The organism is Paraburkholderia sp. UCT70, assembly GCF_050434085.1.
Classification (GTDB): domain Bacteria; phylum Pseudomonadota; class Gammaproteobacteria; order Burkholderiales; family Burkholderiaceae; genus Paraburkholderia; species Paraburkholderia tuberum.
On sequence record NZ_JBNPVZ010000003.1, the window covers coordinates 253,869 to 272,748 of the forward strand.

Annotated in this window: 22 protein-coding genes and 1 pseudogene; 14 read left to right on the forward strand and 9 right to left on the reverse strand. The window is 65.5% G+C overall.

Going from position 1 to position 18,880, the window contains the following annotated elements; genetic code table 11:
- Positions 1-131: 131 nt before the first annotated feature.
- Positions 132-1,133, forward strand: a complete 1,002-nt coding sequence (locus OKW41_RS18930) for a universal stress protein (protein WP_429573584.1) — start codon at positions 132-134, stop codon at positions 1,131-1,133.
- A 50-nt stretch (positions 1,134-1,183) separates the two neighbouring features.
- The gene (locus OKW41_RS18935) at positions 1,184-1,654 is read left to right on the forward strand and encodes a universal stress protein (protein ID WP_429573585.1); all 471 of its coding nucleotides are present in this window, start codon (positions 1,184-1,186) and stop codon (positions 1,652-1,654) included.
- A 33-nt stretch (positions 1,655-1,687) separates the two neighbouring features.
- Here OKW41_RS18935 and OKW41_RS18940 read toward each other — a convergent pair whose 3' ends face one another.
- Positions 1,688-2,596, reverse strand: a complete 909-nt coding sequence (locus OKW41_RS18940) for a histidine kinase (RefSeq protein ID WP_429574340.1) — start codon at positions 2,594-2,596, stop codon at positions 1,688-1,690.
- Between the two features lie 551 nt (positions 2,597-3,147).
- Here OKW41_RS18940 and OKW41_RS18945 point away from each other — a divergent pair.
- From OKW41_RS18945 to OKW41_RS18955, 3 genes are all read left to right on the forward strand, one after another.
- Positions 3,148-3,393 carry an AbrB/MazE/SpoVT family DNA-binding domain-containing protein gene (locus tag OKW41_RS18945; RefSeq protein WP_429573586.1) on the forward strand — a complete coding sequence of 82 codons (246 nt, stop codon included), beginning with the start codon at positions 3,148-3,150 and terminating at the stop codon, positions 3,391-3,393.
- A complete protein-coding gene (locus OKW41_RS18950; RefSeq protein WP_429573587.1) occupies positions 3,390-3,671 on the forward strand; it encodes a PIN domain-containing protein in 282 nt (93 codons plus the stop codon). Before OKW41_RS18945 ends, OKW41_RS18950 begins: the two co-directional genes overlap by 4 nt.
- Before the next feature lie 100 nt (positions 3,672-3,771).
- A complete protein-coding gene (locus tag OKW41_RS18955; protein ID WP_429448567.1) occupies positions 3,772-4,233 on the forward strand; it encodes a universal stress protein in 462 nt (153 codons plus the stop codon).
- 68 nt (positions 4,234-4,301) lie between these two features.
- On the opposite strand, the gene OKW41_RS18960 is transcribed toward OKW41_RS18955, so the two are convergent.
- Positions 4,302-4,805: a universal stress protein gene (locus tag OKW41_RS18960; protein ID WP_429448565.1), complete on the reverse strand. Its 504-nt coding sequence runs from the start codon at positions 4,803-4,805 to the stop codon at positions 4,302-4,304.
- A 23-nt stretch (positions 4,806-4,828) separates the two neighbouring features.
- Positions 4,829-5,668, reverse strand: a complete 840-nt coding sequence (locus OKW41_RS18965; RefSeq protein ID WP_429573588.1) for a universal stress protein — start codon at positions 5,666-5,668, stop codon at positions 4,829-4,831.
- Between the two features lie 203 nt (positions 5,669-5,871).
- Here OKW41_RS18965 and OKW41_RS18970 point away from each other — a divergent pair, with 203 nt between their 5' ends.
- The 3 genes from OKW41_RS18970 (at position 5,872) to OKW41_RS18980 (ending at position 7,482) form a co-directional block, all read left to right on the forward strand.
- Positions 5,872-6,219: a polyketide synthase gene (locus tag OKW41_RS18970; protein WP_429448563.1), complete on the forward strand. Its 348-nt coding sequence runs from the start codon at positions 5,872-5,874 to the stop codon at positions 6,217-6,219.
- Positions 6,220-6,283: 64 nt separating this feature from the next.
- Positions 6,284-7,030 (forward strand): acetoacetyl-CoA reductase, encoded by a 747-nt coding sequence (phbB, locus tag OKW41_RS18975; protein WP_429573589.1) that lies wholly within the window; start codon positions 6,284-6,286, stop codon positions 7,028-7,030.
- Positions 7,031-7,167: 137 nt separating this feature from the next.
- A complete protein-coding gene (locus tag OKW41_RS18980; RefSeq protein WP_429448559.1) occupies positions 7,168-7,482 on the forward strand; it encodes a hypothetical protein in 315 nt (104 codons plus the stop codon).
- A gap of 67 nt (positions 7,483-7,549) precedes the next feature.
- On the opposite strand, the gene phaZ is transcribed toward OKW41_RS18980, so the two are convergent.
- The gene (gene phaZ / locus OKW41_RS18985; protein WP_429573590.1) at positions 7,550-8,848 is read right to left on the reverse strand and encodes a polyhydroxyalkanoate depolymerase; all 1,299 of its coding nucleotides are present in this window, start codon (positions 8,846-8,848) and stop codon (positions 7,550-7,552) included.
- Positions 8,849-9,197: 349 nt separating this feature from the next.
- Between phaZ and OKW41_RS18990 the strand changes: the two genes are divergently transcribed.
- Complete coding sequence (locus OKW41_RS18990; protein ID WP_429448555.1) at positions 9,198-9,437, forward strand: hypothetical protein; 240 nt, start codon at positions 9,198-9,200, stop codon at positions 9,435-9,437.
- Positions 9,438-9,517: 80 nt separating this feature from the next.
- Here OKW41_RS18990 and OKW41_RS18995 read toward each other — a convergent pair whose 3' ends face one another.
- On the reverse strand, positions 9,518-10,024 hold the full coding sequence (locus OKW41_RS18995) for a PRC-barrel domain-containing protein (protein ID WP_429573591.1): 507 nt from the start codon (positions 10,022-10,024) through the stop codon (positions 9,518-9,520).
- Between the two features lie 177 nt (positions 10,025-10,201).
- Between OKW41_RS18995 and OKW41_RS19000 the strand changes: the two genes are divergently transcribed.
- Positions 10,202-10,603 carry a hypothetical protein gene (locus OKW41_RS19000; RefSeq protein ID WP_429573592.1) on the forward strand — a complete coding sequence of 134 codons (402 nt, stop codon included), beginning with the start codon at positions 10,202-10,204 and terminating at the stop codon, positions 10,601-10,603.
- Between the two features lie 20 nt (positions 10,604-10,623).
- Here the strand turns inward: OKW41_RS19000 and OKW41_RS19005 are convergent, their stop codons facing one another.
- Positions 10,624-11,127 carry a flavin reductase family protein gene (locus OKW41_RS19005; RefSeq protein ID WP_429573593.1) on the reverse strand — a complete coding sequence of 168 codons (504 nt, stop codon included), beginning with the start codon at positions 11,125-11,127 and terminating at the stop codon, positions 10,624-10,626.
- A 162-nt stretch (positions 11,128-11,289) separates the two neighbouring features.
- Between OKW41_RS19005 and OKW41_RS19010 the strand changes: the two genes are divergently transcribed.
- The 4 genes and pseudogenes from OKW41_RS19010 to OKW41_RS19025 all read left to right on the forward strand — a co-directional run bounded on the left by OKW41_RS19010 (position 11,290) and on the right by OKW41_RS19025 (position 15,220).
- Entirely contained in the window at positions 11,290-12,282 is a 993-nt protein-coding gene (locus OKW41_RS19010; protein WP_429573594.1) for an ABC transporter substrate-binding protein, read from the forward strand.
- The gene (locus OKW41_RS19015; RefSeq protein ID WP_429573595.1) at positions 12,269-13,357 is read left to right on the forward strand and encodes an ABC transporter permease; all 1,089 of its coding nucleotides are present in this window, start codon (positions 12,269-12,271) and stop codon (positions 13,355-13,357) included. Before OKW41_RS19010 ends, OKW41_RS19015 begins: the two co-directional genes overlap by 14 nt.
- Positions 13,351-14,117: pseudogene (locus OKW41_RS19020) on the forward strand (ABC transporter ATP-binding protein). The gene OKW41_RS19015 and the pseudogene OKW41_RS19020 overlap by 7 nt, the downstream one beginning before the upstream one ends.
- 65 nt (positions 14,118-14,182) lie before the next feature.
- Positions 14,183-15,220, forward strand: a complete 1,038-nt coding sequence (locus OKW41_RS19025; RefSeq protein WP_429573596.1) for an ABC transporter substrate-binding protein — start codon at positions 14,183-14,185, stop codon at positions 15,218-15,220.
- Positions 15,221-15,306: 86 nt separating this feature from the next.
- Here OKW41_RS19025 and OKW41_RS19030 read toward each other — a convergent pair whose 3' ends face one another.
- Genes OKW41_RS19030 through OKW41_RS19040 form a run of 3 tightly spaced genes read right to left on the reverse strand, consistent with a single transcriptional unit; the run spans position 15,307 to position 18,683 of the window.
- Positions 15,307-16,410 carry an LLM class flavin-dependent oxidoreductase gene (locus tag OKW41_RS19030; protein ID WP_429573597.1) on the reverse strand — a complete coding sequence of 368 codons (1,104 nt, stop codon included), beginning with the start codon at positions 16,408-16,410 and terminating at the stop codon, positions 15,307-15,309.
- Between the two features lie 57 nt (positions 16,411-16,467).
- Positions 16,468-17,679: an acyl-CoA dehydrogenase family protein gene (locus OKW41_RS19035; RefSeq protein WP_429573598.1), complete on the reverse strand. Its 1,212-nt coding sequence runs from the start codon at positions 17,677-17,679 to the stop codon at positions 16,468-16,470.
- A gap of 47 nt (positions 17,680-17,726) precedes the next feature.
- Positions 17,727-18,683 carry an ABC transporter substrate-binding protein gene (locus tag OKW41_RS19040; RefSeq protein WP_429573599.1) on the reverse strand — a complete coding sequence of 319 codons (957 nt, stop codon included), beginning with the start codon at positions 18,681-18,683 and terminating at the stop codon, positions 17,727-17,729.
- Positions 18,684-18,880 lie beyond the last annotated feature (197 nt).

An 18,880-nucleotide genomic window follows, 5' to 3' on the forward strand; every position in this document is an offset into this window, starting at 1 on the left:
ACAGATCAAGCCGCGCGCCGCGTTGGCGTTCATCATGTAAGCGCGAACCGTTGGCGTCCCCGTCACGGGCCGAAGTGTGAAGCGACGCGGTTGACGCGCCGCCTCGCGGTGCGACGATCCGAGGAGAGCCGATGAACACTGCTGCCGAGCGCAACACCTTCCACCGCGTCATGATCGCGTCCGCGGGCGGCAGCGGACTGCCGCTCGGCACGCGCGTCGCCCGGCAGTTGGTCGCGGCGGATGCGCGCTTTCGTCTCGTCGATATCGTTTGCAATCCTGCCGCGCTTTATCCGACGCTGATGCTCAGCTATCCGGACTGGTGCGAGGCGCATCGCGCGATGCTGCATGGCGCGCAGGCCGCGCTGCGCGACGCGGTGATCGCGTTGCACGGCGTCGTCGCGGCGACCGACGCCGAGATCGTCGATCTCACCGCGCTGCATCAGGGCGCGGCCGAAGCGCTCGCCCACACGGCGACGCAATGGGACGCGGATCTGGTCGCGGTGGCCGCGCATCCGCGTGAACATCGCTGGGACAGCCGTATCGATCCCGAGGAACTGGTCGCGTCGATCGGGCGTCCGGTGCTGTACATATCGGCGAGGTCGACCGACGCGAGCGATGCCTCGGCGGTGAGCCGCGTGCTGGTCGCGATCGATGGCAGCGACACCGCGCTCGACGCGCTGCGCACCGCGCTCGCGGTAGCGCCGCCCGACGCGCGCATCAAGGTCGTCTACGCGGCCGACGACCGGTTCGCGTGGTGCGAATGGCTGCCGTTCGAAGTCGTGTCGCAGCATCGAATCGATGTCTTGCGGCGCGGCGCGGCGATGCTCGAACAAAGCCGGCGCGCGGCCGAAACCGCGTTGCTCGAGTTCGACGATGATTCCGGCGATGCGTCGACCGCGATTCTCGACGAAGCGCAACGCTGGCACGCGGACCTGATCGTGATGGGTTCGCACGGCATGCGCGGCGCGCCGCACCCGTTGCCGGGGCACGTGACGTCGCGCACGCTGCGCGACGCGGCGTGTCCCGTGCTCGTGTGTCCGCGCGGCGCCTCGTCATTGCGGGCGGACGACGTGCCGCACGGCGAGTGGCGGGAGCCGTATCTGGGCAGTGCGGGCGGGCCCTTTTATCTGTAGCAGGAGCGCGCCACGCGCGTTGACAAATCCAACCTCAGTGGAGAATCGGCATGTACCAACATATCCTCGTCGCGCTAGACGGCAGTACTTTCTCGAAACGCGCGCTGAAAGAAGCGGTGAATCTCGCCGCGTTGACGAAGGGCGTCGTGCATCCGGTTTATGTGGTCGACAAGACGCCGCTCTTTTCCTATGCCGGCTATTACGACCCGCTCACGCTCGTCGACGCGTTGCGCCAGGACGGCCAATCGGTGCTGGAGGAGGCCGAACAGGCCTGCGCCGCCGCCGATGTGCCTTGCCGCCCTGAAATGATCGAGTCGGAGAGCCTGTCCGACGACGTCGCCGCGATCGTGCTGCGCCACGGCGAGCAGATCCACGCCGATCTGCTTGTGCTGGGCACGCATGGGCGACGCGGCGTGCGGCGCCTCGTGATCGGCAGCGTGGCGGAGCGGGTGCTGCGTTTCTCGACCTGTCCGGTGCTGCTCATGCGCGAGCAAAGCACCGAGGATGCGCCTGCAGAGTAACCCGCGACAGCGGGGCGCGGCAGCGCGTGAACATTACGCGAGTGCGTCGGCCGGTATCTGGATCGAGATCCTGAAGCCATGGCCCGGCGAGCTGGTGAACGACACGTTGCCGCGCAACTGCCGCACGCGTTCGCGAATGCCGAGCAAACCGAATGAATCTGTTCCCCGCGACCGATCCAGCGCGACACCCACGCCGTCATCCTCGATATCGAGCGATACGATGGGGCCCGCGCAGGTCATGTCGATGCGTACGCGGCTGGCCTTGGCGTGCCGCGCGACGTTCGTCAACGCCTCCTGAACGATGCGAAACAGCGCCGTCGCCGCGAATTCGCCGCACACCGGCTCGGCCGGTTCGAGATGCACGCTCGAGCGCACGTTGTAGCGGTTCGTGAAGTCTTCGGCCAGCCAGTCGGGCGCGGCGGCGAGTCCGAGGTCGTCGAGCAGCGGGGGCCGAAGATCGGCGGCGATACGCCGCAGCGAAGCGGCCATCCAGTCGATCTGCTTTTGCAGTTCGTGCGTCTGCGCGGCCAGTGGCTCGGTGTCGGCCTGGCTTTTCAGCTTCGCTTCGAGCAGCGCGACGCTCATTTTCAGCGCGGTCAGCCGTTGGCCGAGATCGTCGTGCAGTTCGCGCGCCATACGTTTCTGCTCGTTTTCGCGGGCGATTTGCACGTGGGTGGATACCTGATTCGCGCGTTCGAGTTCCGCGAGGCGCATACGCTCGGTCAGGTCGCGCGTGATCTTGGCGAAGCCGAGCAGTGCGCCCGACGCGTCGTGCACGGCGGAAACGACCACGTTGGCCCAGAAACGCGAGCCGTCGCGACGTACGCGCCAGCCCTCGTCCTCGGCGCGGCCTACGGCTGCGGCGATTTCCAGTTCGCGGGCGGGCTTGCCGGTGTTTTCTGGAAAATCAGAAGAGGTCAAATGGAACAACAGAAACAGGATGAAACCCGGGGGCAAGGAAGAGTGCCTGCTTTGATGTATCACCTATTCAATATACTCAAACTTCCCGCCCATGCCGTCCGCAATGGCGCTGAACGTCGAAACCGGCGAATGGTTTCCGCAGGATAGTCGCCATGAATTTTTTGCGCGCCAGGAAGCTTTTAATCCACAAAGGTTGGCATCCTTTTCAATCAAAAGTGACCGGCGAACATATCGGCGTCGAAAAATATACTAATACGAAGTGGTATTAAAGAAGTGGAAAGCTGTGCGATAGACCGGCCATTATGTATTTTCATTTATTCGAAGAATGGTAAGTGTCTGATGCTTGTTACTGCCGGGGAAGACGTGCCTACGATGCAAATTATCGATATTTCCCACTCCTGCTCATCGTAGACCGTGCTGGCACGATAGACGATAACGTCCGGACGCTGCCTTCCGAGGCTGCTCGGCGTTTCTAGCCTGTCTGCTGTTAAAAACCTCATCGGCGTGCGGCCATTTCGTCCTTGCCTTTTTCTTCTCCTTACCTTAATGCTAGGAGCATCGGAGGTGCCACTATGGCAGCAGCAACTATCACTTCGAAGGGCCAGGTCACGATCCCGGTGGACGTGCGCAACCAGCTTGGCCTGGAGGCGGGAGACCGGATCGAATTCAGCTTCAACGAGGCGACGGGCCGCTATGAGATCTGTCCGGCCACGCACTCGCTTGCGTCGCTCGAGGGCATCGTGAAGAAGCCCGCCAAACAGGTGTCGATCGAGGACATGAACCGGGCCATCGCCGAGCAGGGGGCATTGGCGCGATGATCGGACTGGATACGAACGTTCTGGTCCGCTACTTCGCCCAGAACGACGCCGTGCGATCGAAGAAGGCGACGGCGCTGATGGAGTCCCTGTCGGCCGGACGGCCGGGGTACGTTTCGCAGATCGCCCTGGTCGAGGTCGTGCGGGTGCTCGCGCGCTGCTATGGCGTCGAGCGCGAGCAGATGAAGGACATCATCGACTCGATGATCGGCAGCAAGGAACTGGTCGTTGAAGGAGTTGTCGCCGCTCGCAAGCGGCGACCCCGAGCGGCGACCCATTGACCTGCGTCAAGCCGCGCGACGGCGCGCGCTTCACACTGTCGGTGCAGACACGCGACGGCACCGCTTCGGTTCATGGCAGCGCTTTCACAGGGAGTCCAACATGTATGCACGAATTCTGGTTGCGCTCGACGACAGTCCCAGCGCGCAGCGCGCCTTTGCCGAGGCGCTGAAGCTCGCGAAGCTGACGGGCGCCACACTCGAAGCCTGCTGCGTGGTAGGGCACGGCAAGTGGTCGGACAATGCCGATGTGGCTTTCGAGCCGGAACCGGCGGCCGCGGCGCAAGAATTCGCCAGCCGCGCGCTCGATGCGCCGCGCGAGCTGATGCGCGAGGCACAGGTGCCCGGCGGCGTGCGGGTGATCGACGCGTACGCCGAAAGCGTGTCCGCGGTGCTCGCGCGCGTCGCCGACGAAATCGAAGCCGACCTGATCGTGATGGGCACGCACGGTCGCCACGGCGTGCAGCGCTTTCTGCTCGGCAGCGTCGCGGAGTCGCTCGTGCGTGCGACCGACAAGCCGGTGCTGATCGTGCGGCATGAGGAACACGGGCACGCGCGGCCCTGAAGCGCCGCGTCGCGCAGCCGTGGCGCGATCGCGTCGGAGCGGCCGCGCAGCAGCCTGGTTTTCGCGGCTCAGGTGAGTTCGTTTTCGGCGCAGGCCGGGACTGACTGGTCGCGCGTCGCGCCGTTCGCGTGCGCGGGAATCATCGGCACCGGGCAGCTGGCGCTGCGCAGCACGCGCTCGGCGACGCTGCCGAGCATCAGTCGTTGAACACCATGGCGGCCGTGCGTGCCCATCACGATCGCGTCGGCGTGCCATTCGAGCGCCGCCTCGACGATGCGATGCGCGACGTCTTCGCCGGTGATCGCGGCTTCGACGGTGCGGGCCGTGCCCTTGATCCCGCGCGCGGTCATCCTGCTCTGGGCATCGGCCGCGATCCGCTTGCCTTCCTCGATGAAGGCGTCCTGGATCACGCAAGGGTCGAAGCCTGGCGCGTCGTAGGCGATGACGGGCACGTCGATCACGTACAGCGGCTGCAGCTCGGCGCCCGATTCGGCGGCAAGGGTCAGCGCGGCGTCGAACGCACGGGAGGCGGTGTCGCTGCCGTCGAGCGCGTCGAGCAGGCGGTGAAACATGGCGGACTCCTTAAGCGCGCACTTCAGTGCGACAACAGCACCGGCACGGTCATCGACTCGAGCATCGTGCGCGTCGCGCCGCCCAGTACGACTTCGTGCAGACGCGAATGCGCGTAAGCGCCCATCACGATCATGTCGCAGCCGAGGTCGGCCGCCTGCGACAGCAGCGCGTCGCCGACCGGCGTGCCGTCCGCGACGCTCAGTTCGCGCACGTCGATTTTGACGCCGTGACGCGCGACGGTGAGTGCGATGTCGTCGCCCGGAACCGTGTCGCGCGGCGGACGATCACCCGACGAATGAACCGTCAGCAGCGTCACTTTGGACGCGTGCGCGAGGAACGGCAGCGCGTCGTGGATCGCGCGGGTGGCTTCGCGGCTGCCGTCCCACGCGATCAGCACGTGGCGGCCGGGCGCCGCGAAGGTGCCGCCCGACGGCACCAGCAGCACCGGCCGCCCGGCCGACAGCACGACGTGCTCGACGAACTGTTCGGCGACGAACGCCTCGGGATCGGTCGGGTCGGTCTGCCCGAGCACGATCAGATCGGCGAGACGGGCATAGGGCGGCACGACGTCGTTCGCGTAGCCGTTCGCGGCGATCCAATGACCGTCGACGTTCGCGCGCGCGAGTTCGGCACGAAACAGCCGCTCCAGCGCGCTGGCACGCTCGTGCCGCAGGCGCTCGTGCTCCGCGTAGTAGTCGGCGGTGCCGGCCATCACGAAGAACGCGTGCTGCGGCGGCACGTAAGTCGAAAACAGGCCGGTCAGCGTCGCATGAAAGCGGTGTGCGAGCTGCAATGCGATTTCGAGACGCGGATGTGCGCGAACGCTCGTATCGAGGTGAACGAGAATGCTTTTGTAGCGCATCGCCAAAGCTCCGTGACAGAACGTGGGGAAACGGGCGCAAGCAGGCTCGAGCCCGTCGTCGAATGGAGTCTAAGGGCCCGGCGGCCGCGGCTGTTGATGCAGATCAAGCGCGGGCCGCCGCGCGCTCGATACAGTGGCAGGCGCACTCGACGGTTTGCAACTGCGCCTGGCAATCCTATGCTTTGCTCTGGAGGGCAGCGATCATGGTTTCCGAATCCGATGCGCCGCTCGGGCGCCCCGCTTCACCATGGACCTCGACGGCATCCGGACCGCCCGAAGGCTGGCTCGACTACGCGGCGGCGTATCAGACCGCACAGGGCGCGGCACACGAGTACGCCGAGCGGTGCGTCGCCGACTGGAGCAAGTCGATCGCTTTCGTCGCGCAGCGCGAGGCGGACTGGTTCGGCGAGGCCAACCGCGCTTGCGCCGCCTGGTATGCGTGGTGGCAGGCGGTGTACGGCATCGCGCCAGGCGTCGCGCCGCTCGCGGGCGGCCTGAGCGCATGGTGGTGGAGCTCGCAGAACGCGCTGCCGTTCGCGGGCGTCGTTTAGCCGCGCGAGCCGGCAAGGCCGGCGCGCGCACCGTCAATGGCAGACACGGCAAGGAGGAGTTCAGATGGGAACGGATCGCGTGGCATTGGTCACAGGCGGGATGGGCGGTTTGGGCACGGCGGTCAGCCGGGCGCTTCATGACGCGGGCATGACGGTCGCGGTGACGCACTCGACGCACAACGATCACGTGTCGACATGGCTGCAGCACGAGCGCGACACGGGGCGCGAGTTTCACGCGTACGAAGCCGACATCGCCGACTTCGATTCATGCGCGCGCTGCGCGCAACTCGTGCTGACCGAACTGGGCGCGGTAGACGTGCTGATCAACAACGCGGGCATCACGCACGACACGAGCTTCGCGAAGATGAGCAAGGAGCACTGGGACGCCGTGCTGCGCACGGATCTCGATGGCCTGTTCAACATGAGCAAGCCGCTGTTGCCCGGCATGCTCGAGCGGCGCCACGGCCGCATCGTCAACGTGGGGTCGGTCAACGGTTCGCGCGGCGCCTACGGGCAAACCAATTATTCAGCGGCCAAAGCGGGCGTGCACGGCTTCACGAAGGCACTTGCGCTCGAAACCGCGAAGCACGGCGTCACGGTGAACACGGTGTCGCCCGGTTATCTCGCGACCGCGATGGTCGAAGCGGTGCCGCGCGAGATCCTCGACACGAAGATCCTGCCGCAGATTCCGGTTGGCCGGCTGGGACGTCCGGACGAGGTGGCGGCGTTGATCGCGTTTCTATGCTCAGAGGAGGCGGCTTTTATCACCGGTGCGGACATTGCGATTAACGGGGGTATGCATATGCAGTGAGGGTGCTCGCCTTCACCGCGCTTGACCCACGTCAATGACCGCCTTTCTGGCAAGAACAAGATAAGCCCCATAGCAAGCGCCTGGACCCTGAGTCTGCGCGGAACAGGTTCGATCGACACTCGCAAGGGGAGGCGAAGATGGGCATCGACATGCAGATCGTCTACCTTGGCTTTGCGGGTGCCGCTCCGCTCGAAGCGGAAGCAGGTGCGCAACTGGTGCGTCTCGCGCGGTTTGGCGCGCTCGTGTCGCACTGCCATCTCGCCATCGAGGCGTTGCGTCCGGGATCGGCGCATCCGATGTATGACGTGCGGCTGGATCTGGTCACGCCCGCGCACGAACTCAAGCCCGTCGCGCACTGCGCTGACGACGACGCCAAAGCGGCGATCCGTCGCGCGTTCGATGTGGCGGAGATGATCCTCGAAAAAGCGATCGACACCGAGCGTGGGAACTGACGAACTTGCGTCGTGACGTGACGCTCGACGATCGCCAGATGCGCACTGCAGACGTTTTCCCGGCACCTCACGCCGATCTGCGGTTTGCCGAACCCCTGGCTGCGCGGCGCGGCCGGCAAACCTTCAACGCGGCGTGCTCGACATCGCGCCAGAATTCGCAGAGCCCCGGATGAACCCCATCGCGCCAACGCGGCCCGATGAACAGGTCGTAGTGATTGCACTGCTCGATGGTGAGCTGCCGCGCGGATCGCATCGGCGATGCATCGCACAGCGCATGCGCGCAATGCGTTTGCCCCGCGCCCGTGATCTCGTCGCTGTCACCCTCGATCGTGCACAGCGGGGTATCGCGCAGCGCGGCGATTCGTACCCGGCGCCCGGCGACCGACCACAGATCGCGCGGCAACTGATGTTCGTGAAACACCACACGAAGCATGTCGAGGAAGTAGCACTCCGCCATGTCGAGCACCGCGGCATATTCGTTTGCCGAACGCAGCGCCTGCTGCGCACCGGGCATGTCGCCGGCGAGCCATCGGGACCAGTAATCCGCTTCGAGTCGCAACTGTCGCTCCGGATGCGCGGCAAAAATCGCGGTCTGCTGGATGAAGCCCGGATACACGAGACGCCCCGCGCCGCAATAGGGCGGTGGAACGATATCGATCGCATGGTCGTGAAACCACTCGAGCGAATGGGAACTGGCGAAGCGGTCGGTGACGGTCGGGTTCAAACGGGTATCGATCGGGCCGCCGAGTAGCGAGAGGCTCGCGATGGGCGCCGCCTCGTCCATGGCGAGCAGCGCCGCGGCGCCGAGCGCAGGCACGCTCGCCTGACAGATCGCGATCACATGAACCGGCGAACCGAACGCGCGGGCGGCGCCGACGAAGCTTTCGAGCGCCTGCACGTAGTCGTCGAGCGATAGCGGGCCCGCTTCGCGCGGCACGTCGCGCGCGTCGGCCCAATCGGTCACGAACACGTCACGTTCCTCGAGCAGCGTTTCGACGGTCTCGCGCAGCATGACTGAGTGATGTCCGGCGAGGGGCGCGCACAGCAGCACCGGCCGTTTTGCGTCGGTAGGGGGCGTAGAGGGGTTGCGCTTGAACCTGAGCAGCGCGCCGAGCGGCAAGGAGGCGACGACGCTTTCGTCGACGGTAACGCGGCTACCGTTGGCGGCAACGGAGTGGATCGCGAATGTCGGCGTTCGTTCGAAAGCGCAGGCGCATCTCAGCAGCCAGTTGCTGAGCGCGTCGGCCGCCTGTTCCGGGCCGAGCCAGCCCGCTTGCGGGCGCGGCCCCGACTCCGGTTCGGACAGAACTCCCCCGACCATCGCGCGCGCGAGGCGTTGCTGTGCATCGATGAAGGCGTACCACATGATGAACTCCGACGTTCGTCGATCATGAGGGCAGCGTTGCCGCACCGGCACGAACTCGTGACGCGGATACCGTCGCAAAGCTTACCGCGAAACGTCGGGGCGAGGGGCGCGAAATCGGTGCACGCGGCGCGCCAAGCACGCCGCGTGCAAGAGGCATTGCGCGTTTTCCCGGCAGGGTTTTCACTCGATGGCGTGCGTCTGAAACGGAGCTGAAAGTATCGGGGAAAGCGAACGACGTCGAGCGTGACTCATGGTTCGTGTTGACGGTTGACGTGGATCAACGAGAGAGGCGTGGCGGGTCATTACGCTGACGATGGCAGTCGCTCGCGACAACCCCGAGGAGCATCCAATGACCATATCAGCAAACGCGCAGGCAGGAACCTGGTCCGTGAGCGTCGAGACGCAGAAGACGCAGGAAGGCGGGTTTCAGTCGACGATCCATGTCAAACATGTGTCGCCCGAGGGTGACTTCGAACGCACCTTTCATCAGTCGCAGGTGTTCGCCGTGGAAAGAGAAGCGGTACTCGAAGGCTTGCGCGAAGGCATGACGTGGATCGCGCTGAAGACGACGCGGACCATCGGGGTGTAACAGCGCACCGCGCCTCGCGTACTCGCCGTAACAGGCAACGCGTGCGAGGTAGCGGTGCTCGAGCGTCGCGATGAGTGTCTTCAGATTCCGTTCGTCGGATCGACACGTGTCGCGGGATCGCTTTCGACGACACTGCGCGTCGCTTCCCAGTACGGTTCGCGATGATAGAACTGATGGACCGACGTCCCCCATGCGCGATCGGCCATCGCCGGCCAATGGTCCTTGTCGAAGCCCGGCGAGCTTTTCACCTGCTCGGCCGTGGCGTCCAGCTGGAAGCACTTGCGGTCCGTGTCGAGCGTCAGCGAACGCCACGGGATCGCGTGCAAGGTCCCGCCGATGCCGAGAAAAGCGCCCTCCGTCAGCACCGCATACGCGATGCGGCCGCTGCGCACGTCGAGCATGATGTCGGAGATTTTGCCGAGGTCCTGGCCATCGGAAGAGATCACCTTGTTGCCGCCGAGCGTCGCGGCGGCCATGACCTCGGGTCCGGGACCGTCGCCGACGCCGCCGCCGGCGATACGTGCGCCGGTGCTGGGCTGTGCGGGAGTCGCGGAGGCGTTCGGGTCGAGGGGATCGAGCGGGTTCATGTCGAAACTCCTGATTTCCACGGAATACCTGTCGTCCGCAAGACGCGTACCCGATACCGGATTCGAAGACTAGAATAAAAACACGCCGTGTCGAGACGGCTGCGCTGCGCCCGGATAGGGGGAGCGATCATGCGTTGTGGAATCGTTGGTCTATGCACTGGTGTGGCGGGCGTATGTGTGTTGTCTGGCTGCGTCTATTACGGTCCTTATTCGTACTATCCGGGGGCCGGTGGCTATTACGCCTGCACCAGCGCCACTGCCACTGGCCCCGCGGAAGCATCGTCTGGCAACGCGCCTGTGCCGGCGAGCGGTACGGCGGCCGCGAATGCGACGCCAAACGACTTGCCGTTGTCGGGACAGAATTGCACGTACGTCGCGGTACCTGCGCCTGCTTATTACGGCTATCCCGGGTATTACGGTTATCCGGGCTATTACGGCTATCCCTATGGCTATTCATGGCCGGGCTACTACGGATGGTGGGGACCGTCAGTGGTGATCGGAGGCTACTGGGGCGGTGGCCATGGCCATGGCGGCTATTACGGCCACTGGCACGGAGGACATGGCGGGCACTGGCATTGAGCAGCCAGCACGCCAGCCAACTACGAAAACGTCTCCGGATAAAGATCCCCGCTCATGTCGAGATTGCCAGTCTGCGCGTAGATCAGCGGGTCGCCGTCCGCGCCGGCGAGCGCGCCATCGACGACGCGGCCAACTATCAGCCGATGATCTCCCGCCTCGATGTCGCCGGTCACCCGGCAGTCGAAATGCGCGAGCGCATGGAGCAACAGCGGCGCGCCGGTCACGCCGGTACGCCAGCGAGCCACCGCGAGCTTGTCGACGGCTCGGCCCGACTGCGTGCCGAAGTGCTCGGCGAGCTTCTGTTGATCCGCGCGCAACACGCTGATCGCGAACACCGCGCCGCTGCGCAGGAGTTCGTACGACTCATGCTCGGGACTGATGCCGAGCGCGATCAGCAATGGTGCAAACGAAACCTGCAACACCGAGCTTGCGGTGAACGCATTGCGGCGCTCGCCGTCCGCGACGCCGATCACATACACACCCGCAGTCAAATGCCGGAAAAGCTGCGCGATCCAATTGCTCATAGGGCCTCCTCGATAAAATTTCGTCGCGTGTTGCATGCCTGTGCGGCTGCTCCGGAAGATGCAAAACATAAATATTGAATCGATATAAACATATCGAAATAGAATGATTCTCAACGCGGTTGTTCGTCGCTACGCTGTGTTGCACATCGACAGCGAGGACCTATGACCGCATCTGCTTCAACGTCCATTTCGACACGGCGGCGCACGCTTGTGCGTGCGCTGGCCGCGACGCCAATCGCCGCGGTATCCGCATTCGCCAGCACGAGCGATGCCCGCGCCACGGAAAACGTCACCCTCGTGCTCGGCGATCAGGCCGGTGGCACGCGCGCCCTCGTCGAAGCCGCAAAAGTGCTCGACGGCACGCCGTACGCGTGGCGCTGGGCCAACTTCCAGGGCGCGGCACCGTTGTTCGAAGCGCAACGCGCCGGTTCGGTCGATCTCGCGCCGGCGGGCGACTTGCCGGTACTCGCGGCGGCCGTCGGCGACCCATCGCTGAAAATCGTCGCGACGCGAGTGGGATCGGGCGCGCAACTCGGCATTCTGGTCGCGCCGCACTCCACGATCGGTTCGGTCTCCGATCTAAGGGGCAAGACAGTGTTCGTATCGTCGGCGCGCGGCAGCATTTCGCAGTTCCAGCTGTATGGCGCGCTGGCCGAGGCGGGCTTGTCGAAAGACGACGTATCGGTGCGCTTCATTCTGCCCGTCGATGCGTTCGCCGCCTTCGCATCGGGCTCGATCGAGGTTTGGGCGACGTTCGATCCGTACTACGGCATCGCCGTGCAGCGCGGCGGCCGCGTGCTGCGCGACGGCACCGGCATCAACAGCGGACTCGGCTTCATCACGGCATCGGGCGGGGCTCTCGCGGACCCGCGCAAGCGCGCCGCGATCGCGGACCTGCTGCTGCGCTATCAACGCGCGGGCGACTGGGCGATCGCCAACCCCGAGGCCTACGCGCAAATCTATGCGACGCTCACGCGCTCGCCGTTCGACGCCGCGCGGAAAATCACGAAACGCGCGTCGCTGAAGCAGCATTTCGTCAATGACAGCGACATCGACGCGCTGCAAAAAGTCGCGGACCGCGCGCAGCGCGACGCGATCCTGCCAGGCCGCATCGACGTGCGCGCGATTTCGGAGACTCATCTTGCCAACGCATGATCTGACCTTGACGGAGCGCGACGCGCGGTCGACTCAATCTCACGCTGTCGAACACGCCGGCTTTCCCGACGCCGCCGCACCCGCCGCCCGCGAACGAGGCAAGCGTGTCGTCGCGGTGCTGGCCGCGCTTGGCTGGCTGGCTGGGGCGGCGCTCACGCAATGGTGGCCCGCGCTCGACGATTGGCCGTACACGCGCGAACTGCTGATTCTGAAGCTGGTGCTCGCGGCGGCGTCGCTGGCAATCGGCGCGGCCGGGTGGCGCGTTGGCGCCACGTCGAAATTCCGCCCGGCTACCGCGGCAAGCACGCGTCTCGACGCATGGCTCGATGCGACGCCGTGGCTGCTCGCGCTGTCGCTCGGCATCACCGGATGGGAAATCGCCACCGCCCAGCTCGAATGGCTGCCGCGGCCATTCTTCGCGCCGCCGCAAGCCCTGCTCGCCGTCTACGCCGACGATTTGCCGCGGCTTGCCTCGAGCGTCGCGCATTCGGTCGTGCTGCTTGCTTATGGCTATGTCACCGGTGCGTTGACTGGCTTCGTGATCGGTGTCGCGATCGGCTGGTCGAAGGCGGTCGGTTACTGGGTGCATCCGGTGCTGCGGCTGATCGGGCCGCTGCCCGCCACCGCGTGGCTGCCACTCGCGTTTTTCTTCTTTCCGTCGAGCTTCAGCGCGAGCGTGTTCCTGATCGCGCTCGCCACGGCGTTTCCGGTTGCCGTGCTGACATGGTCGGGCGTCGCGAGCGTCAATTCCGCTTACTACGACGTGGCCCGCACACTTGGCGCGCGGCCGTCGTTCCTGATTCTGCGCGTCGCGATTCCCGCCGCGTTGCCGTCCGTGTTCGTGGGCCTGTTCATGGGGCTCGGCGCGTCGTTCGCGGTGTTGATCGTCGCCGAGATGATGGGCGTCAAGGCGGGGCTTGGCTGGTACCTGCAATGGGCGCAGGGGTGGGCGGCCTATCCGAACATGTATGCCGCACTGCTCGTGATGGCGCTGATGTGCTCCGGGCTCATCACGTTGCTGTTTCGCGTGCGCGACCGTCTGCTGGTCTGGCAGAAAGGAATGCTGAAATGGTAGCCGTTACCGAAGCGCGCTTCGCCGCCAATACGCGGCAAGGCGCACGCATCGACTTGCGCAACGTCAGTCATCGCTTCGCGCTGCGTGGCGCCGCGTTGCCAGTTCTCGACGACGTCAGTCTGTCGATCGAGCCCGGCGAATTCGTTGCGCTGCTAGGACCGAGCGGCTGCGGCAAATCGACGTTGCTGCGTCTCGTGGCCGGCTTGGAAGCGCCGGCGCAGGGTGCGATCCACGCCGACGGCGAGCGCGTCAGCGGACCGGACCCCTCGCGCGTGGTCGTGTTCCAGGACCCGACGCTGTTCCCGTGGCGGACCGTACGCGACAACGTCGGGCTCGGCCCCGAGGCGCGTCGCACGAAGCGCGATGCCGCTGGACGCATCGATGCCGCGCTCGACCTGGTCGGCCTGTCCGCATTCGCGAACGCGTTTCCGCATCAGCTGTCGGGCGGGATGGCGCAGCGCGCGGCGCTGGCTCGCGCGCTCGTCAACGATCCGCAACTACTGGTGCTCGACGAACCGTTCGGCAAGCTCGATTCGCTGACGCGCATGCGCATGCAGGGCGAACTCGTGCAGCTGTGGCAGGCGCAGGGGTTTTCGGTGCTGCTCGTCACGCACGATGTCGAGGAAGCGCTGTATGTCGCGAATCGCGTGATCGTGCTCAGCGAGCGACCAACGACGCGCCGTATCCGCGGCATCGCGACGATCCCGCGCTCGTCGCGCTGCGCCGCCAGGTGCTGGCGCAACTGGGCCTCGACACCTGACACGCGCGCCGGTATCTCCGAGCCGCTCATTCATCACCACATCACACCTCTGGGAAAGCACAGCAATGAACCATTTCGACGACGACCGCGCGCCGACGAACCTCGCGCGCCGCGCATGGCTCGGCCGTGCGGCACGGGCCGCGGGCGCGGCCGCGTTAGGCGGTGCAGCACTCGGGCTGCCGGGCGTACGGGCATCGGCCGACGAAGCGTTGAAGCCGCTCAAACTGTCGTGGAATGCGGGCGCGATCTGCACGGCGCCGGTGCCGGTCGCCGCGCAGCAGGGCATTTTCCGCAAGCATGGGCTGCAAGTGGAACTCGTCAACTTCGCGGGCTCGACCGACCAGTTGCTCGAAGCGATCGCGACGGGCAAGTCCGACGCCGGCGTCGGCATGGCGCTGCGCTGGATCAAGCCGCTCGAACAGGGCTTCGACGTGAAGCTGACGGCGGGCATCCACGGCGGCTGCATGCGGCTGCTCGCCACGCGCGCGTCGGGCATCGTCGATCTGCAGGGGCTCAAGGGGCGCACGGTCGGCGTCAGCGATATGGCGAGCCCGGCCAGGAATTTCTTCGCGATCACGCTGAAGAAGCTCGGCATCGATCCCGACAACGACGTGCGCTGGCGCCAGTATCCGGCGCCGCTGCTCGACGAGGCGCTCAAGAAGGGTGAGGTGCAGGCAATCGCCGATGGCGATCCAACCATCTGGACGCTGCGCGAGACCGATCATCTGCAGGAGGTATCGAACAACCTGTGCGGCGAGTACGCGAACCGCGTGTGCTGCGTGCTGGGCGTGCGCGGGTCGCTGATCCGCAAGGACCGCGCGACCGCGCAGGCACTCACGCAGGCGCTGCTCGAAGCGACCGAATGGACCGCGAACCATCCGGCCGAGGCGGCGGCGATCTTCGCGCCGAATGCGCCGGGTGCGAACGTCGCGCAACTGACCGAGATGCTGAAGAGTCACACCGATCGTCACCATCCGGTTGGCGATGCGTTCAGAAGGGAAATCGCGCTTTATGCGGACGATCTGAAATCGGTCGGTGTGCTCAATGCCGGAACGAGTTCGGAACGCTTCGCAACTCGCGTGTTTTCCGACGTGCTGGCTTGACAGAGTTTTGGTTCAAATGATTGCGCGGCGAGTGAGCTTCTCACGCGCCGCGCTCTTTCGTCGCCGTATTACGAATCGGGTAGCGCTTACGCCGGAATCGCTTCGGCTGCGCCTTGTCGTTGCGCGACAGCGCCGCGTACGAGCGGGAGCAGATCGCGGCCATAAGCGAGCGCGTCTTCGAGTGGGTCGAAGCCGCGGATCAGGAACGTCGATACGCCGAGCTTGTGATATTCGAGCAGCGCGTCGCACACCTGTTGAGGCGTGCCCACGAGCGACGTCGAATTGCCCGCCGCGCGCGTGAGTGCCGTGATGCCGGTCCAAAGACGTTGATCGACGACATTGCCCTTGTTTGCCTCGGCCAGGAGCCGCCGCGAGCCGACATTCTTCGGGTCCTTCGGCCGCCGCGTGAAATTCGGCGACGCGGCGACCACGTCTTTCGCGCGCGCGAGTATGGATTCGGCAAGCCTCCACGCGGCGTCTTCGGTCGTGGCGATGATGGGGCGCAGCGACAGGCTGAAGCGAATGTGCTCGTCGCGTCCATGACGTGCGGCTGCTTGACGCACCTTCGCGATGGTCTCCTCGACGGCCGCGAGCGATTCGCCCCACAGAGCGTAGACATCCGCATGCTTGCCCGCCACGTCGATCGCCGCATCGGACGAACCGCCGAAGTACACGGGCAAATGAGGCTGTTGCAGCGGCCGGATCTGCGACTTGTGGCCGCTCACGCGGTAGAACGCGCCCGCGTGATCGAACGGCGCGTCGCTCGTCCATGAACGTTTGACGACGTCGAGGTATTCATTGGTGCGTCGGTAGCGTTCGTCGTGCGACAGGTAGTCACCGTCGCGCTGCTGCTCGACGTCGTCGCCGCCCGAGATGATGTGCACTGCCGTTCGCCCCGCGCTGAAGTGATCGAGCGTCGCGAACTGCCGCGCGGCCAGCGTCGGTGCAACGAAACCAGGCCGATGCGCGAGCAGGATGCCGAGGCGTTTCGTCTGTTGCGCGACGAACGACGCGATCTGGAAGCCATCGGGCGATGCGCTCGAATGCGCGATCAGCACGCGATCGAAGGCGCCATATTCGTGTGCCTGCGCGAGCGCGGCGATATAGGCCGGATTGACGGCCGGACCTTTCGGCAAGTGGATTTCGCTAGATTCCTGATGGCTCACGTAGCCGATGAATTCGATGCTCATCCGTGGATTCTCCTAATGAAATGGACAAGACGACGCGCGCTTCGCGCACGGCCGAGTCTAAGAAGAGGCAACACCCGCAAAGGCGGAGCGCCCGAGATTGCCGAGCACCGTATCGTTCTGCGGCGTATGAATGCGCGCACACAGCACGTCGCGATAGTGGCGCTCCAGCGGGTTGTTGCGGCTCAGCCCCGGATTGCCGCTCGCTTCGAGCGCGAGCTGCACGGCTTCGATCGCGTGCTGGCTGACCAGATACTTGATCGCCGGCGCTTGCGCCGCATCGACGAGACCGGCCGCGCCCGCATCGAGCAGCGCGCGGTTGTTGAACAACAGCGCGTCAATGCGGCCCGCCGTCTGCTGAAACCGCTCGAGGCTCGACAGCGGCGCGTTGAGCCCGGAGGGCGCGCGCTGCGCGGCCCATTGCACGAACCAGTCGCGCGCGGCCCGCGCGACGCCGTCGTAGATCGACGGCAGCAGCACGTTCATCCAGACGCCGGTTAGCGGGTCCATGCCGGCGGCCTGTTGCGGCGGTTGTAAATCGACCGCGTGGTCGAGCGGCACGCGCACGTTGTCGAAGATCACCTCGTGGCTGCCGGTCGCGCGCATGCCCAGATGATTCCAGGGCTCGCCGAAGCGGATACCCGGCGTGTCGCGATGCACGAGCCATGTACCGACGCGCGGCGACGCCTCGTCCGTGCGGCCCCAAACCGCAAACCATGTGAGGCCCGGGCTGCCGGTCGAATAGAGCTTGCTGCCGTTCAGCAGCCAGTGATTGTCTTCGCGCCGTCCGATCGTCGCGGGCAGGCCGCCGCGCGACGGCGAACCGAGCTCGGGCTCGACTCGCAGCGAGTTGATCAGCGCGCCACGCTCGACGGCATCGCGCGCGATGCGCTCCTTCAGCGCGGCAGGCCAGTTCGGATTGGCTTGTAGACGCAGGTGATACAGGCATTGCATGACGAGGATCAACGCCGTCGACGGCTCCCCGCGCGCGACCGCGCCGACCACGCGCAGCGTTTGCGCGAGCGTGGCCTCGCGTCCGCCGAGCGCGCGCGGCACGGTCAGCGACAGCAGCCCCGCGCGACGCAGGCGCGCGAGGTTGTCGTGCGGGAACAGCGGGCCTGCGTCGAGCGCGGCCGCGCCAGCCGCGAACTCGCGGGTCAGCGCGTCGAGCCACGCGCCGGCCTGCGGACTGTCGAGATCGGTGAGCGCATCGAGCGCGGCGGCGTCGCGCTCGGCTTCGGCAAGCGCGCTATCAGGGGGACGGCTCGTCATCGTGAGGGGATGGGTTGCGCTTGCGGGTTGCCTGGATGCCTGCGATGTCATCGCGCGTCGAGCGGAAATCGCCGGTCGAAGCTTGGCGTGACATCGAGGCGCGTCTTGATCACGTCCGCGCGGTGATACAGGTCCGCGGTCTTTTGCTGCTCGGCGATCAGGCCGTCGTCGATCGCAACGGGGTGCAGTTGCGCGCGCTGGTAGACCGTTTTCAGCACGTCGGGCGGCAAGCCGGTCACCTTCGATTGCATCGCGGCGACTTCGTCCGGATGCGCGAGCGCCCAGCGCTGGCCGGCGGCGACGCGTTTCAGGAAATCGGCGATTTCCGCGTGCTTGTGCTTGATCGACGTCTGCGTCGCCGCCTGAAAACTGAGTCCCGACGAAAGATCGATGCCGTTGGCGATGCTGCGGTCATGATCCTTTTGCTCGGCGAGCGCGACGTACGGGTCCCACGTGGACCATGCATCGACGTTGCCCGACGCGAGCGCCGCTTTCGCATCGGCCGGCTGCATGAAACGCAGCGACACGTCGGACAGCTTGATGCCGGCGCGCTCCAGCGTGGCGATCGCGAGGTAGTGGCCGATCGAGCCGCGCGTCGTCGCAATGCGCTTGCCCTTCAGATCGGCAGCCGTTTTGATCGGCGAGCCGTCGGGCACGACGATCGCGAGGTCGCGCGGTATCGAGCGGGTCGCCGCCACCGCGCGCACCCGCGCGCCCGCGGCGTAGGCGAAGATCAGCGGCGCATCGCCGAGACCGCCGACGTCGATCGCGCCCGCATTGAGCGCTTCGCCGAGCGGTTGCGCGGCCGGGAAGTTGAACCATTCGATCTTGTACGGAAGATTGTTCAGTTGTCCAGACGCTTCGAGAATGCCGCGAGTCTGCAACTGCTGGTCGCCGACCTTGAGCGTGGAATCGGCCATCGCCGCAAAGGGTAAGAGCGCGCCGAGCGCGCCGAGCAGAAGACCGGAAAACTTCAGTAGAAAGCGATTCGCAATAGAGGACATGGGAAGAACGCGCGGGACCATGTGGAAAAGCACACGATACGTACGCGCGTTTTATAGGGCAAACGCATTGTTCTGCTTTGTTAATATGCGAGCGAGGAAAGCGCGCGCCGCTTGAACATCGGTGCGTCGACACGCTAAGCTCATGCAAAGGTCATGCGTGTGCGCACCGTTCAACGTTTCATCCAGGGACACAACAT

Bases quoted from the DNA above. Each gene is read 5' to 3' on its own strand.
- OKW41_RS18930 (WP_429573584.1), top strand. From the start codon at position 132: ATGAACACTGCTGCCGAGCGCAACACCTTCCACCGCGTCATGATCGCG.
- OKW41_RS18935 (WP_429573585.1), top strand. From the start codon at position 1,184: ATGTACCAACATATCCTCGTCGCGCTAGACGGCAGTACTTTCTCGAAA.
- OKW41_RS18945 (WP_429573586.1), top strand. From the start codon at position 3,148: ATGGCAGCAGCAACTATCACTTCGAAGGGCCAGGTCACGATCCCGGTG.
- OKW41_RS18950 (WP_429573587.1), top strand. From the start codon at position 3,390: ATGATCGGACTGGATACGAACGTTCTGGTCCGCTACTTCGCCCAGAAC.
- OKW41_RS18955 (WP_429448567.1), top strand. From the start codon at position 3,772: ATGTATGCACGAATTCTGGTTGCGCTCGACGACAGTCCCAGCGCGCAG.
- OKW41_RS18960 (WP_429448565.1), bottom strand. From the start codon at position 4,805: ATGTTTCACCGCCTGCTCGACGCGCTCGACGGCAGCGACACCGCCTCC.
- OKW41_RS18965 (WP_429573588.1), bottom strand. From the start codon at position 5,668: ATGCGCTACAAAAGCATTCTCGTTCACCTCGATACGAGCGTTCGCGCA.
- OKW41_RS18970 (WP_429448563.1), top strand. From the start codon at position 5,872: ATGGTTTCCGAATCCGATGCGCCGCTCGGGCGCCCCGCTTCACCATGG.
- phbB (WP_429573589.1), top strand. From the start codon at position 6,284: ATGGGAACGGATCGCGTGGCATTGGTCACAGGCGGGATGGGCGGTTTG.
- OKW41_RS18980 (WP_429448559.1), top strand. From the start codon at position 7,168: ATGGGCATCGACATGCAGATCGTCTACCTTGGCTTTGCGGGTGCCGCT.
- phaZ (WP_429573590.1), bottom strand. From the start codon at position 8,848: ATGTGGTACGCCTTCATCGATGCACAGCAACGCCTCGCGCGCGCGATG.
- OKW41_RS18990 (WP_429448555.1), top strand. From the start codon at position 9,198: ATGACCATATCAGCAAACGCGCAGGCAGGAACCTGGTCCGTGAGCGTC.
- OKW41_RS18995 (WP_429573591.1), bottom strand. From the start codon at position 10,024: ATGAACCCGCTCGATCCCCTCGACCCGAACGCCTCCGCGACTCCCGCA.
- OKW41_RS19005 (WP_429573593.1), bottom strand. From the start codon at position 11,127: ATGAGCAATTGGATCGCGCAGCTTTTCCGGCATTTGACTGCGGGTGTG.
- OKW41_RS19010 (WP_429573594.1), top strand. From the start codon at position 11,290: ATGACCGCATCTGCTTCAACGTCCATTTCGACACGGCGGCGCACGCTT.
- OKW41_RS19025 (WP_429573596.1), top strand. From the start codon at position 14,183: ATGAACCATTTCGACGACGACCGCGCGCCGACGAACCTCGCGCGCCGC.
- OKW41_RS19030 (WP_429573597.1), bottom strand. From the start codon at position 16,410: ATGAGCATCGAATTCATCGGCTACGTGAGCCATCAGGAATCTAGCGAA.
- OKW41_RS19035 (WP_429573598.1), bottom strand. From the start codon at position 17,679: ATGACGAGCCGTCCCCCTGATAGCGCGCTTGCCGAAGCCGAGCGCGAC.
- OKW41_RS19040 (WP_429573599.1), bottom strand. From the start codon at position 18,683: ATGTCCTCTATTGCGAATCGCTTTCTACTGAAGTTTTCCGGTCTTCTG.